Consider the following 12,854-nt stretch of genomic DNA (forward strand, 5'->3'; position numbering starts at 1 on the left):
CGTACCCCATCATCGTCTCTGGAATACTGGATCGCCCGGTCAAGCGGGGCGACGACAGTTTGCGTGTGGTGAGCCTTAAGCCGCAACCACAGCCGGGATCGGCAGCGCGGTGACCGACTTGATCTTCTCCATCGCGAAGCGCGAGGTGACGTTCTTCAGCGGCACGGCGCTGATCAGTTTCTTGTAGAACACGTCATAGGCCTGCATGTCTGCGACGACGACGCGCAGCATGTAATCGACGTCGCCGGCCATGCGATAGAACTCCATCACCTCAGGCATGGCGCTGACGGCGTCGGCGAACCTCTTGAGCCAGGCGTCGGAATGGTCGGAGCTCTCGACCGACACGAACACGGAGATGCCGAGCCCGATCTTGTTCTGGTCGACCAGCGCCACCCGCTTGGTAATCACGCCGTCGGCCTCCAAGCGCTGGATGCGCTTCCAGCAGGGGGTCGAGGACAGGCCGACGCGGTCGCCAATCTCGGCGACGGAGAGGGAGGCATCGTCCTGCAGCACCATCAGAATCTTGCGGTCGATGGCGTCGAGGCGGCGGCTGGTCTCGGGGAGTGGGACGGCGAGATCGGTCATTTGAAGAACTTTGTTCCATTTCAAGGGACGTTTTCCCTGATATAGAGAAAATCTTTCTATAGCAAGTCTATAATCTTGGCGCCCGCTCCAACGTCGCCGCCGGCGACATGCTCAAAAGCTCTTCAACTTCAACGCGTTGCGGGGCGGCCAGGCCGCCACCATGACGGGTGCATTTCAGCGCCGCGGCGGCCGCGGCGAATCGCAGCGCCTGCCGCACGCCGCCACCTTCGGCGAAGCGAAGCGTGAAGGCGCCATGGAAGACGTCGCCGGCGCCGAGCGTATCGACGGCCTGAACCGGGAAGGCCGGCGTCTGCTCCAATGCGCCGGTCTCGTTCAGCCAGATCGTGCCATACGGACCGCGGGTGGCGGCGAGGAAGGCGGGCGTGAGCGCGGCCAGGCGCTTCAATGCCGCGCCGTCATCGGGGATGCCGGCTGTCTCCTGCAACTGGTCACTGGCGAACAGCAGATGCGAGGCGGTCGCGAGCAGGCCGTCCTGCAACGACATCGCGCGATCGACGCCGACGACGACGGCAATGCCGCGCCGGCGTGCCTCGGTGCAGAGGTCCGTGCAGAACGCGGCGCAGCGGCTTTCGACGAGAACCGCCCGGCAATCGGCGAGCAGCCTGTCGGCGTCGGGCAGCTCGACTGTCCACAGGGCCGGATCGCGATAGATCGTGAGCGTTCGCTCGCCCGCCGCGTCAATGATGATGGCAGAGACGGGCGTGCTCGCATCAGGTATGCGCACGATATGGCTCGTGTCGATATTTTCGGATGTCATGCGGTCGAGAATGAAGCCGCTCGACGTCTCCTGCGCATCGCCCATCGGACCTGCGAACGCGACGCGGCCACCAAGCCGCGCGATAGCGATCGCGGCATTGAGCGCATTGCCGCCGCAAATCTCCGCGAGATGGCTGGCATTCGCCTTGCTGCCGCGCGCGGGCACGGTTTCGACTCGAAAGGTCAGATCGCGCACGGGAATGCCGATGCAGAGAATGCGCGGCGCGATCCCTGGTGCAGCCATCTCCGTCTCAGCTCTTGTCGTGCACCCAGCGGCCGAGCAGGTGATGCGCAATCGCAAACGGATGCGGGCCGGCGAGCCCGTCAGGATGCGTCCGCGTCAGCATCAAGGCCGCCTCCTCGCGCGTGAACCAGCGCGCATCCTCCAACTCGGAGTGATCGACGACGATGTCCTCGCTCACCGCCCGCGCGCTGCACCCGATCATCAGCGACGACGGATAGGGCCAGGGCTGGGTCATGTAATATTGCACCTCGGTGCAGCGAATCCCGGATTCTTCGAAAATCTCGCGGCGCACCGCGTCCTCGATGGTTTCGGCGGCCTCGACGAAGCCGGCGAGGCAGGAATACATGCCCGGCGGAAACTGCTTCTGGCGGCCGAGCAGGCATTTGTCGCCGGCGGCGACGTGCATGATCACGACAGGGTCGGTGCGCGGGAAATGCTCGGCCTTGCAACTCGGGCACTCCCGCTTCCAGCCGCCTTCCTTCATCGCGGTACGCGTGCCGCAATTGGCGCAATAGCCGTGGCGCTGATGCCAGCTCACCATCGACTTCGCCATCGCGATCGCCGACAGCTCCTGTGGCGGCACCGCGCCCTGCATCGCCATGCCGCGCAGCTCGCTGAGGGCGTAGTCCTCGCGCCCGATCAGCTTCTCGGACGCGGCCTGCGACAGGCCCATCCCGAACATCGCGGCGCCGCCGCGCAAGCCTAAGAAGATCGTGCCGGGATTGGCGCCGCATTTCAACGCCTCGTCGATTCCGAGCAGCGCGCGCACTTTGTCGCCCTCGCGCTTCACCAGCAGTGAGTCGCGATAGACCACATAGGCGCGCGACGACGGCTTCTGCTCCATCGCGAACAGCTTTTCGTCGTCGCGGCGCAGATGCGCGGCGCGGTCGAGAATGTTGGTGACGAAGGCGGGTTGTCCCAGTGGAAACGAGTCGAATGCTGACATTTCTTGTTCTTTCAACCCAACCAGATCTTGCGGCGAAGCGCGCTGATGAAACTCTGCACCTCGGTGGCGTCGTGCGCCAAGGGCTGCATCACGCCCCAGACCGGCCGCGGCCAGGCGGCGTCACTGGTGCGGCGCGCGATGATGTGGACGTGAAGCTGCGGCACGAGGTTGCCGAGTGCCGCGATGTTGAGCTTGTCGCATTGGGTGATCTCCTTCAGCGCGCGCGAGACGCGGGAGATCTCCGTCATCAATTGCGCCTGCTGCACCTCGTCGAGGTCGATGATCTCCACCGCGTCGGCGCGTCGCGGCACCAGCAGCAGCCAGGGATAATGCGCGTCCTTGATGACCAAGACCTTGCACAGCGGCAAATCGCCGATGTCGATAGTGTCCTCTTTCAGGCGGGAGTGCAGCGACCAGGCGGGTTCGGACATAAAGGTTTCCGGATGGCCCGATGGGATCGGGCATGGCGGGGCGGAACCCCTGAATATTTGCTGCGACCATACGATACGGAATCTGATTGGGGAAGGATGGCGCTCCGCAGAGGCGGCATACGCGATCGTCGTCCTGGACAAGCGCAGCGCCGATCCAGGACCCATTACCATCGGATTGGGTTTGGCGAAGATTCGGGGTTACCGACCTCGTGCCGCAACTTCTCTTTGGGGCAATGGGTCCTGGCTTTCGCCAGGACGACGGTGGGGGCGTGCCTTTACCCCTCCGCCAACACCCGCGCATTGGCGCGGACCGAGGCTTCGCTGACGCGGATGCCGAGGCCGGCACCGTCCGGCACCACGACGTGGCCGCCGCGATTGGCGACGCGCTCTTCCAGCACGTCCTCGGTCAGCACATGATGCGGCATGTAGAATTCGCAGCCGAGCGAGATGCCCGGCGTCGCGGCGATCAGCTGCGTGCCGGCGGCAAGCCCGATGCCGCCCTCCCACAGCGTGCCGCCATAGCCGGGCAGGCCCGCGATGTCAGCGATCGCCATGATCGCCTGCGCCTCGAACAGGCCGCCGGCCTTCATCAGCTTGATCGAGACGGCATCTGCCGCCTCGCGGCGCACCACCTCCATCATGTCGCGGCGGTCGAAACAGCTTTCGTCGGCGAGCACCGGCGTTTCCAGCGCCGCGGTGAGCTGCGCCATCACGTCGAGAAATTTGCGCGGCACCGGCTGCTCGATGAAGGTCGGCGCAAACTGCTCGATATCGCGCAGGATTTTGATGGCGCCGAACGGCGCCAGCGCCTGGTTGTAATCGACGCGTAGATCGACCTTGTCGCCGAATTCTTTCCGGATCGCCGCGAGATGATCGAGATCCTCGCGATGCGGCTTCACGCCGGTCTTGACCTTGTAGATCAAATTGCCGTCCGGAACCATCTTCCGCATGCGTTCGAGATCGGCGGCGAAATCCGGATCGGCGATCGAGAACGACAGCGGGATCGTGTCGCGTACGCGGCCGCCGAGCAGGTCGGCGACCGAAAGTCCCGACGACTTGCCGACGATGTCGAGCAGCGCCATTTCGATCGCGACCTTGGCTTCGGCATGTCCGACCAGCGCGCGATCGAGCTCGGCCATCAGTGCGCGAATGCGGCGCACCGGCTTGCCGAGTACGATTGGTCGCAAATAGATGTCGAGCGCGGCGAACGCCGCTTCCGGCGTTCCCGTGAACACTTCCCATGGTGCCGCCTCGCCCCAGCCGATCACGCCGTCGCTCGACGTGAGCTCGAGCAGCACGCGCTTCACCGTACCCTTGACGTTGCCGACACCCTGGAGGCGCGCCATCTTGATCGGGCTCTCGATCAGGAACAGCCTGAGACGTTCGATGGTGGCTTCGGTCATGTCAGGCCTCCATTGACGTGCCAGACCTGGCCGGTGACGTAGGATGCTTTTGGGGATGCCAGGAAGGCGATGATCTCGGCGACTTCCTCCGGTCGCCCGCGGCGGCCCATCGGAATCAGCGCCTCGGTCGCGGCGATCTGCTCGGGTGTAAGCCGGCTTTCGCTGGGCTTGTCCTTGACGATCAGGCCCGGCGCGACGGCGTTGACGGTGATGCCCTCCCTGGCGAGTTCGACTGCGGTGAGCCGCACCAGCGCTTCGAGCGCGGAGCGGCTCGCGGCCGTCGCTGCAAAGGGCGCGAACTCCGGCCGGATCGTGTGAGCGACGAACGACGACACCGCCACGATCCGCGAATCTCGCCCTGCACGCAGCAGCGGCAGCGCGGCGTCCACCAACCGTGTGAACGCCAGCGCCGATTCGTCCATTGCCTTGCGGAACTGATCCGCCGGCGTACCGATGGCGCTGCCGCGCCGGGCATGGCCGCCGACCAGGATCAATCCGTCGAGCCGGCCGAAGGCACGTTGCGTAGCGGCGACGGCGTCGGTGGCCGCGGTCTCCTCGGCGAGATCGCCGAGGCATTTTGCGACGATCGCGCCTTGCGCTTCGGCTTCCGCCGCCGTGGCGTCGAGGCCGGCTGCGTTGGAGCGCGTGTGCAGCAGCAGCGCAGTGCCGGGCCCCGCGAGCAGTTTTGCGGTGGCGCGGCCGATGCCGCTGGCGGCGCCGGTGACGAGATAGACGCGATCGATTTCGGACATCACGATGCCGTTGTAACCGGCGGCAGCGCGCCGGTGCGGTGGAAATGGCTGAGGAACGCGCGCGTCGCTCCTTCCTGCGGATTGTCGATCACCTGTCGCGCCGGGCCTTCCTCGACCACGACGCCGTCGCGCATGAAGATCAGACGGTCGGCGACTTCGCGGGCAAAGGCGATCTCGTGGGTGACGATCACCATGGTCATGCCCTCCGACGCCAGCTGCTGCATGACGTTCAAGACCTCGCCGACAAGCTCGGGATCGAGCGCGGAGGTGACCTCGTCGAACAGCATCACGTCCGGCTCCATGGCGAGCGCCCGCGCAATCGCGACGCGCTGCTTCTGTCCGCCGGAGAGCGTTGCCGGATATTGGTCGGCCTTCTCTGCAAGGCCCACCTTCGCGAGTTGGGCCCGCGCCAGCTTCTCGGCGTCCGCCTTGGCCATGCGCCGCACCGTGACCGGTCCCTCCATCACGTTCTGCAGCATCGTCATGTGCGGGAACAGATTAAAATGCTGGAACACCATGCCGGTGGTGGTACGGAATTTGGCCAGCGTCTTCACATCGGGGAGCTTCGTACCCTCGCCGAACGAAAAGCGGGTGTCGCCGACGCGAACGCTGCCGCCGTCGGGCGTCACCAGGAGGTTGATGCAGCGGAGCAGCGTCGACTTGCCGGAGCCGGACGGGCCGATCAGCGCCACGACGCCGCCCTTCGCGACATCCAGGCTGATGCTCTTCAAAACCTCGTTGCTGCCAAAGCTTTTGCGCAGCGCCCGGATCTCGATCTTGGAAGAGGTGTCGCTCATTCGCCGACCGCCAGTCGCTTCTCGCCGCGCCGGACCATGATGGTCAGGGGGATCAGGATCGCCGCATAGGCGACCGCGACGGCGGTGTAGGTTTCCAGCGGACGGTAGCTGTCATGGGCGGCGACCTGGCTCTGATAGACCAGATCAGGCACCGCCAGCACCGAGACCAGCGAGGTGTTCTTGAACTGGATGATCGACTGGTTCATCAGCGCCGGGATCATGCGCTTGATCGCCTGCGGCAGCACGATGCGCCGCATGCTCTGTCCCGGGGTCATACCGAGCGCGGCACCGGCTTCGGACTGGCCGCGGTCGATCGAGATGATGCCGCCGCGGATGATCTCCGAATAGAACGAGCCGCCGTAGAGCGAGAGCGCCAGTGCGGAAGCCGTGATCGGCGTCATCTCGACACCGGCCAGGATCGGCAGCGCGTAATAGAACCAGATCAGCTGCACCAGGATCGGCGTGCAGCGGAACGCCTCGATGAAAGTCAGCGCGAGCAGGCGCACCGCGCGAAAGCGCGACAGGGTACCGAACGCGCCGAACAGGCCGAAGACGAGGCCGAGCACGACGATAACCACGGTGAAGCCTACGGTGACGCCGAGCCCGTTGAGAAAGAGCCAGCGATAGCTCCAGAGGATGCCGAAGTCCCACTGATACATGCGTGTGTTACTCGTCGAACGCCTTGACCGCCGGCATTGTCGTCCGGGGCGATGCGAAGCATCGAGCCCGGAATCTCGAGATTCCGGGTTCGCCCTTTGGGCGCCCCGGAATGACAGTGGAAGACTACAGCGAAACGCCCGGCGGAATGTCCGCCTCGGTCACGCCCACCAGCTCCATGTTGGTGATGATGGCGTTGCGAATGAAGCCGAGGCCCTTGTTGAAGTCGATCCAGGTGTTGACGTAGTCGCGCCAGGTCTTGTCGGTCTCGCGGCGGAAGCCGGCGTTCGACGTGGTAGCAAAGATCGGCGTCGGCAGCACGAACTGGCCCAGCGAGGGATTTTTCTTCAGCACCGTGAGCGACAGCATGGTGATCAGGCACTGCGCGTCGACGCGGCCGGTCTGGAGCGCGGCGGTGGCGTCGTCGGCGGTCTTCAGCCGCGAGATCTGCGCCTTCGGCGTCAGGCGGCTCACGACCTGGTCGTGCGAGGAGCCCTGGTCGACCGCGATCTTGACGTCGGGCGAGTTCAGCTCGGCCCAGCTCTTCGGCTTGAAGTCCTTCTTGCAGAGGATGCCGAAGGCGTTGTTGAAGACCGGCACCGAGAAGTCGACCACCAGCGCGCGCTTCGGGGTCGGGTTGAGGCCGAAGAAGATGTCGATCTTGTTGGACTGGAGGTCGAGCACCGAATTGCCCCAGGTGGTCTCGGTGATCTCGAGCTCGGCCTCCATGTCCTCGGCGAGCGCCTTGGCGATGTCGACGTAAAAGCCTTTCCACTGGCCGGTCGAAAGATCCTTCATGTAATAGGGCGCGCCGCCGCCGACCGCGCCGATCCGCATCTTCTTGGTGCGGCGGATGCGGGCGAAGGTCGATTCGTTGGTATCGACGGTCTGCGCCACGGCAGGGGAGGCCAGCGTCGCCGCGCCAATCGCGCCAAGTCCGACAATCGATGCAACATCACGACGTGTAACCATTGGGATCAATCGCTTTTCTGTTGGAAGAAGTTCCGGCAGCGTTCTTACCAAGGCGCCTCCGGCAGTGAAAGCACAGCCTATCGGCTGGGCAGACCAGGAATTGCCCGGATGCTGGGCAAGCCACCATGAAGCCGCGCCTGTTCAAGCCGATACCCGCTTGCTTTCCGGTCCTTTTGGCCCCAAATAGGGGCCGGGAGATTGGCGGTGGACGAGCCACTCGCCAACCGGGTCAGGTCCGGAAGGAAGCAGCCCTAACGAGGTCCGGATCGGGTCGCTCGTCAGTCTCCTACCTGTTTTTTCCGAGCGAATTGCGCCGGCGGCTCGGGCCGCCAGCGCGCTCCTTTCCGCAAAGCCGGCCGAAAGACACTTCATTGCGGATCGACCGATGACCGACGCTGGCGCCCCTCCCAACCCTGAAAGCGCCGGCCGGGCCAGCACGCCCTACCGGGTGCTGGCGCGGAAATACCGTCCTTCCTCATTCGACGATCTGATCGGCCAGGAAGCCGTGGTCCGCACCGTCTCAAATGCATTCGAGACCGGTCGCATTCCGCAGGCCTGGATCCTCACCGGCGTCCGCGGGGTCGGCAAGACCACCACTGCGCGCATCCTTGCCCGCGCGCTCAACTACGAGATGCCGGATGGCTCGGTGAAGGGCCCGACGGTCCAGATGCCGACGCTCGGCGTGCATTGCCAGGCCATCATGGAAAGCCGGCACATGGACGTGCTGGAGATGGACGCGGCCTCGCACACCGGCGTCGACGACGTCCGTCAGATCAATGACAGCGTCCGCTACGCGCCGGCCAGCGCCCGCTACAAGGTCTACATCATCGACGAAGTCCACATGCTGTCGACGGCGGCGTTCAACGCCTTCCTGAAGACGCTGGAGGAACCGCCGGAGCACGCCAAGTTCGTGTTCGCAACGACCGAGATCCGCAAGGTTCCGGTCACGGTGCTGTCGCGCTGCCAGCGTTTTGACCTGCGCCGCGTCGAGGCCGACGTGCTGATGAAGCATCTGGCCAACATCGCGGCCAAGGAAAACGTCGAGATCGCGCCCGAAGCACTAGGTATCATCGCGCGCGCCGCGGAAGGCTCGGTGCGCGATTCGCTCTCGCTGCTCGATCAGGCGATCGCGCATGCGGCAGGCACCGTGAAGGCCGATGCCGTCAGGCAGATGCTGGGGCTCGCCGACCGCACCCGTGTCATCGATCTTTTCGATTCCCTTGCGCGCGGCGACATCGCGTCCGCGTTTAGGGAGTTCCGCGACCAGTACGACGTCGGCGCCGATCCGATCGTCGTGCTCTCGGATCTCGCCGAATTCGTCAATTTCGTCACCCGCGTGAAGATCGTGCCGGCGACCGCCGACAACGTCGCCTATGGCGAGACCGAGCGCGTGCGCGCGCGCGATTTCGCCTCGAAGATCTCGATGCGCGTGCTGTCGCGGATGTGGCAGATGCTGCTCAAGGGCATCACCGAGGTGCAGGCCGCGACGCGGCCCGCCGCAGCCGCCGAGATGGTGCTGGTGCGCATCGCCTATGTCGCCGACCTGCCGACGCCGGACGAAGCGATCAAGATGCTGGAGCAGAACGGCGGCGTCGGCTCGTCGGTCCTGAGCGGCGGCAGTGCCGCGCACAACGCGCCGGCCGGGCCGGTGGCGTCCGCGGCTCCCGTTCGCATGCCGAATTCGTCACCGTCCTCGTTCGGCGGCGGTGGTGCCCGTCCGCAGATGGCAACGCCCGCGCCGGATCCGCAAGCTGCCGCGCCCGTGTTGCGCGTCACGAGCTTCACCCAGCTCGTTGCCCTGGCCGGGCAGAAGCGCGACCTCCTGACCAAGGGCGCGCTCGAAGGCGACATGCGCCTCGTTCGTTTCGAGGAGGGCCGGCTGGAAGTCGCGCTCGAGCCAAACGCCTCCAAGACCATGATTTCCGATCTCGCGCGAAAATTCGAGCTCTGGACCGGGCGCCGCTGGACCGTGATCGTCTCCAACGAGCCGGGCCAGCCGACGCTGCGCTCGGTGAGCCAGGCGGCCAAGCAGGAACGTGCGCGCACCGCCGAGGCCGATCCGCGCGTGCGCGAGGTGCTGTCGCGGTTTCCGGGTGCGAAGGTCGTCGAGGTCCGCAGGCTTGCCCCCGAGGCGCCGGAATCCGATATTAACGCCGACTATGGCAGTGACGATCCGCCCGACGGTTCCGACGGCGACGATCTCTAGAGCCAATTTTCCAAGGACAACACCGATGGTCGATATTTTCGGCATGATGAAGCAGGCGCAGCAGCTGCAATCCAAGATGCAGGAGATGCAGGACCAACTCGCCAACGTCGAGGTCGAGGGCATCTCCGGCGGCGGTCTCGTCGCCGTGCGCATGACCGCGAAGATGGACGTCAAGGGCGTCAAGATCGATCCTTCGCTGATGAAGGCGGAAGAGCGCGAGGTGCTCGAGGATCTGCTCGTCACCGCGTTCGGCGAGGCCCGCCGCAAGGCGGAAGCCGCCATGCAGGAGAAGATGCAGTCGCTCACCGGCGGGCTCGGCCTGCCGCCGGGGCTGTCGGGGCTGTTCGGCCAGTAGGATGGGCGCTGTTGCGGGTCCTGAAATCGAGCGGCTGGTCCAGCTTCTCGCGCGGCTGCCGGGCCTCGGTCCGCGCTCGGCGCGGCGCGCCGCGTTGCATCTGATCAAGAAGCGCGAAGCGCTGATGATACCGCTGTCCTCGGCCATGCAGGTCGCACTCGAGAAGGTCCAGGTCTGTAAGACCTGCGGCAACATCGACACGCAAAGTCCCTGCACGGTCTGCACCGATCCGAGGCGCGACCCCTCGATCATCGTCGTCGTCGCCGACGTTGCCGATCTCTGGGCGCTGGAGCGGGCCAATGCCACTCAAGGGCGCTATCACGTGCTGGGCGCGACATTGTCGCCGCTCGACGGCGTGGGCCCGCAGGACCTCACCATCGAGGCGCTGGTCGCGCGCGCGCATGAGGCGCAGGTGCATGAGGTCATCCTGGCGCTGAATGCCACCGTCGACGGCCAGACCACGGCACACTACATCACCGACCTGCTTCAGGACGCCAACGTAAAAGTAACCCGGCTCGCCCATGGTGTGCCGGTCGGCGGCGAGCTTGATTATCTCGATGAAGGTACGCTATCGGCCGCGATGCGGCAGCGCACCCTGTTCTAGCCATCCAGACTTACGGAACGGACGACATGACGAAACTTTTCGCCACACGATGGGCTTTGGTCGCGACGCTGACGATGCTGGCGACGCCGGCCATCTCCGCGCAACAGGACGACGGGGCTCCGCCGCCGTCGAAGCCCGGCAAGCCGATCAATGCCGGGGAGGTGCTGTCGGGCGAGCTGAACACGATGAAAGTGCGCGACGTCAAGAACGTCGGCAAGCGGGTTGCGACCTACCAGATCACCTCCGAGCCGCGCCGGCTGCCGCCGCCGAGCGGGCTGTGCAATCTCGAGACCGGACCCGAAACCTTCCAGCTCGTTCCCAGCGGCGATGCGCAGGCCGCACAGCTGAAGACGTTCGCCGGCAAGGAGATCTCGGTCAAGGTCGACGAGATCGCCTGCGCCAGCGATCCCGGCCAGATGAGCGAGGCCGTGATCACGAAATGGAGCCTGATCAAGAAGCAGTAGGGGGCGCCCCGTTTGCCCGCCACACATATAAGCGCATCTGTTTTTCGTCATGCCCGGGCTCGTCCCGGGCATCCACGTTCTTGGCGCCGCGTAGCAAGGCGTGGATGGCCGGGACAAGCCCGGCCATGACGACGTTGCGTTAAACCCGCACCGGCCCCAGCGCATCAAAATGCCCGCGCTTCTGCAACCAGGCCAGCAGCACCAGGCTCGGGATCGCCACCAGCATGCAGATCACGAAGAACAGCGGCCAGCCGGTGGTATCAGCCACGAAGCCGGCGCCTGACGAGAGATAGGTCCGCCCCACCGCGGCAAGCGCGGTGAGCAGCGCATATTGCGTCGCCGTGTGCAGCGGGTTCTGGCAGAGCGCCGAAAGATAGGCGACGAAGATCACCGTGCCGATGGCGCTGGTGAAGTTCTCACAGGTGATGGCGAAGGCGAGCGCCCATTGGCTGGTGCCGACGAAGGCCAGCCAGGAGAAGGAGAGGTTCGCGAGCGCCTGCACCACGCCGCCGATCCAGAGGCTGGTCGCAAGCGAATAGCGCCGCGCGACGAAGCCGCCGGCAAAGCCGCCGATCAGAGTCGCAGCAAGGCCCACGCCCTTCACGATCGCCGCATAGTCGTTGCGGGAGAAGCCGAGGTCGATCACGAACGGCGCGGTCATCGTGCCGGAAAAGGCGTCGGTGAACTTGAACAGCACGACGAAGGCGAGTGCCGCAAGCGCGTCCTTGCGCGTCAGGAATTCCGAGAAGGCGCCGATTGCCGCGTGCAGCACGCGCGCGAGCGCGGTCTGCGTCTGCGTCGCGGCTTCCGCCCGCAATGACTGCTCGGGCTCGGTCGCGACCAGCGCCGTGATCGTCCCGATCAGGACCATCGCCGCCATCACCACATAGCCCCACATCCAGGCGGACGTGCGGGTGATGCCGGTGCTCTCGAAGCCGGAGACGATGAACAGCGCGCCGGCGGTCGAGACCAGCATGCCGATGCGATAGGCCGCGACATAGGACGCCATGCCGGCGGCCTGCTCGCTCTCCGGCAGGCTCTCGACGCGGAAGGCGTCGACCACGATGTCCTGCGTCGACGAGGCCGTCGCCACCAGCAATGCGCCGAGCGCGACGTAGAACGGCGAGCGCGCGGGATCGGTCAGCGCCAGCAGCAGGATCGCTGCGATCAGCAGCAATTGCGAGAACAGCAGCCAGCCGCGGCGCCGCCCGAAGGCGCGCGTGAACAGCGGCACATGCATCGCATCGACCAGCGGCGCCCAAAGGAATTTCAGCGTGTAGGGCGTGCCGACCAGCGCAAACAGCCCGATGGTCTTGAGATCGACGCCGGATTCCCGCATCCACACCAGCAGCGTCGAGCCCGACAGCGCCAGCGGCAGCCCGGACGAGAAACCGAGGAACAGCACGATCAGCACCCGCGGCTGCAGGTAAACGGCAAGGCTGTCACGCCAAGAGGTGGGGGCCGTGCCGGGGCCGGCAGGGGAGGTCGCGTCGGGTGCGGTCATGGGGTGGTGTTAGCAGATTCTGAGAGCCACAAGTGAGGTGTCGTGGGGGGGGGGGGGGGGGGGGGCGGTGGGGAGGGGGGGGGGGCGGGGGGGGGGGGGGCCCGCGGCGCCCAAAGAAAGGGGTGAAAAGGGGTTTAAAATAGAAAAAAAGGCAAAA

The 12,854-nt window shown here is 65.5% G+C and carries 14 protein-coding genes and 1 other RNA gene; 5 read left to right on the top strand and 10 right to left on the bottom strand.

The window, feature by feature from the left end; translation table 11 throughout:
- Nucleotides 1–75 precede the first annotated feature (75 nt).
- From AC0L23_RS33170 to AC0L23_RS33210, 9 genes are all read right to left on the bottom strand, one after another.
- Nucleotides 76–585, bottom strand: coding sequence for an Lrp/AsnC family transcriptional regulator (locus AC0L23_RS33170; RefSeq protein ID WP_018453007.1), 510 nt, complete (start codon nt 583–585; stop codon nt 76–78).
- A 67-nt stretch (nt 586–652) separates the two neighbouring features.
- Nucleotides 653–1,606 (bottom strand): sugar kinase, encoded by a 954-nt coding sequence (locus AC0L23_RS33175; RefSeq protein WP_085358797.1) that lies wholly within the window; start codon nt 1,604–1,606, stop codon nt 653–655.
- A 7-nt stretch (nt 1,607–1,613) separates the two neighbouring features.
- Nucleotides 1,614–2,552 (bottom strand): NAD(+) diphosphatase, encoded by a 939-nt coding sequence (nudC, locus tag AC0L23_RS33180; protein ID WP_018453009.1) that lies wholly within the window; start codon nt 2,550–2,552, stop codon nt 1,614–1,616.
- Nucleotides 2,553–2,563: 11 nt separating this feature from the next.
- The gene (locus AC0L23_RS33185; RefSeq protein WP_018453010.1) at nt 2,564–2,983 is read right to left on the bottom strand and encodes an HIT domain-containing protein; all 420 of its coding nucleotides are present in this window, start codon (nt 2,981–2,983) and stop codon (nt 2,564–2,566) included.
- 275 nt (nt 2,984–3,258) lie between these two features.
- A complete protein-coding gene (locus AC0L23_RS33190) occupies nt 3,259–4,386 on the bottom strand; it encodes a muconate cycloisomerase family protein (RefSeq protein ID WP_085358795.1) in 1,128 nt (375 codons plus the stop codon).
- Nucleotides 4,383–5,138 (bottom strand): SDR family NAD(P)-dependent oxidoreductase, encoded by a 756-nt coding sequence (locus AC0L23_RS33195; protein ID WP_085358793.1) that lies wholly within the window; start codon nt 5,136–5,138, stop codon nt 4,383–4,385. Before AC0L23_RS33195 ends, AC0L23_RS33190 begins: the two co-directional genes overlap by 4 nt.
- A complete protein-coding gene (locus AC0L23_RS33200) occupies nt 5,138–5,935 on the bottom strand; it encodes an amino acid ABC transporter ATP-binding protein (RefSeq protein WP_085358791.1) in 798 nt (265 codons plus the stop codon). Before AC0L23_RS33200 ends, AC0L23_RS33195 begins: the two co-directional genes overlap by 1 nt.
- Entirely contained in the window at nt 5,932–6,594 is a 663-nt protein-coding gene (locus tag AC0L23_RS33205) for an amino acid ABC transporter permease (RefSeq protein WP_018453014.1), read from the bottom strand. The genes AC0L23_RS33200 and AC0L23_RS33205 overlap by 4 nt, the downstream gene beginning before the upstream one ends.
- 124 nt (nt 6,595–6,718) lie before the next feature.
- Entirely contained in the window at nt 6,719–7,564 is an 846-nt protein-coding gene (locus AC0L23_RS33210; protein ID WP_085351589.1) for a transporter substrate-binding domain-containing protein, read from the bottom strand.
- Between the two features lie 193 nt (nt 7,565–7,757).
- On the opposite strand from AC0L23_RS33210, the gene ffs reads away from it, so the two are divergent.
- The 5 genes from ffs to AC0L23_RS33235 all read left to right on the top strand — a co-directional run bounded on the left by ffs (nt 7,758) and on the right by AC0L23_RS33235 (nt 11,193).
- Nucleotides 7,758–7,854: signal recognition particle sRNA small type (gene ffs / locus AC0L23_RS33215), an RNA gene on the top strand.
- Between the two features lie 95 nt (nt 7,855–7,949).
- Nucleotides 7,950–9,770, top strand: coding sequence for a DNA polymerase III subunit gamma/tau (locus AC0L23_RS33220; RefSeq protein WP_085358790.1), 1,821 nt, complete (start codon nt 7,950–7,952; stop codon nt 9,768–9,770).
- Between the two features lie 25 nt (nt 9,771–9,795).
- Nucleotides 9,796–10,125, top strand: coding sequence for a YbaB/EbfC family nucleoid-associated protein (locus AC0L23_RS33225; RefSeq protein WP_007597704.1), 330 nt, complete (start codon nt 9,796–9,798; stop codon nt 10,123–10,125).
- Nucleotide 10,126: 1 nt separating this feature from the next.
- Nucleotides 10,127–10,729: a recombination mediator RecR gene (recR, locus tag AC0L23_RS33230; RefSeq protein ID WP_018453017.1), complete on the top strand. Its 603-nt coding sequence runs from the start codon at nt 10,127–10,129 to the stop codon at nt 10,727–10,729.
- A 26-nt stretch (nt 10,730–10,755) separates the two neighbouring features.
- Nucleotides 10,756–11,193, top strand: coding sequence for a hypothetical protein (locus AC0L23_RS33235; protein WP_007597700.1), 438 nt, complete (start codon nt 10,756–10,758; stop codon nt 11,191–11,193).
- 139 nt (nt 11,194–11,332) lie between these two features.
- Here the strand turns inward: AC0L23_RS33235 and AC0L23_RS33240 are convergent, their stop codons facing one another.
- Nucleotides 11,333–12,697, bottom strand: a complete 1,365-nt coding sequence (locus tag AC0L23_RS33240; protein WP_018453019.1) for an AmpG family muropeptide MFS transporter — start codon at nt 12,695–12,697, stop codon at nt 11,333–11,335.
- Nucleotides 12,698–12,854 lie beyond the last annotated feature (157 nt).

The sequence above is a fragment of the Bradyrhizobium sp. MI1.4 genome (assembly GCF_055811315.1).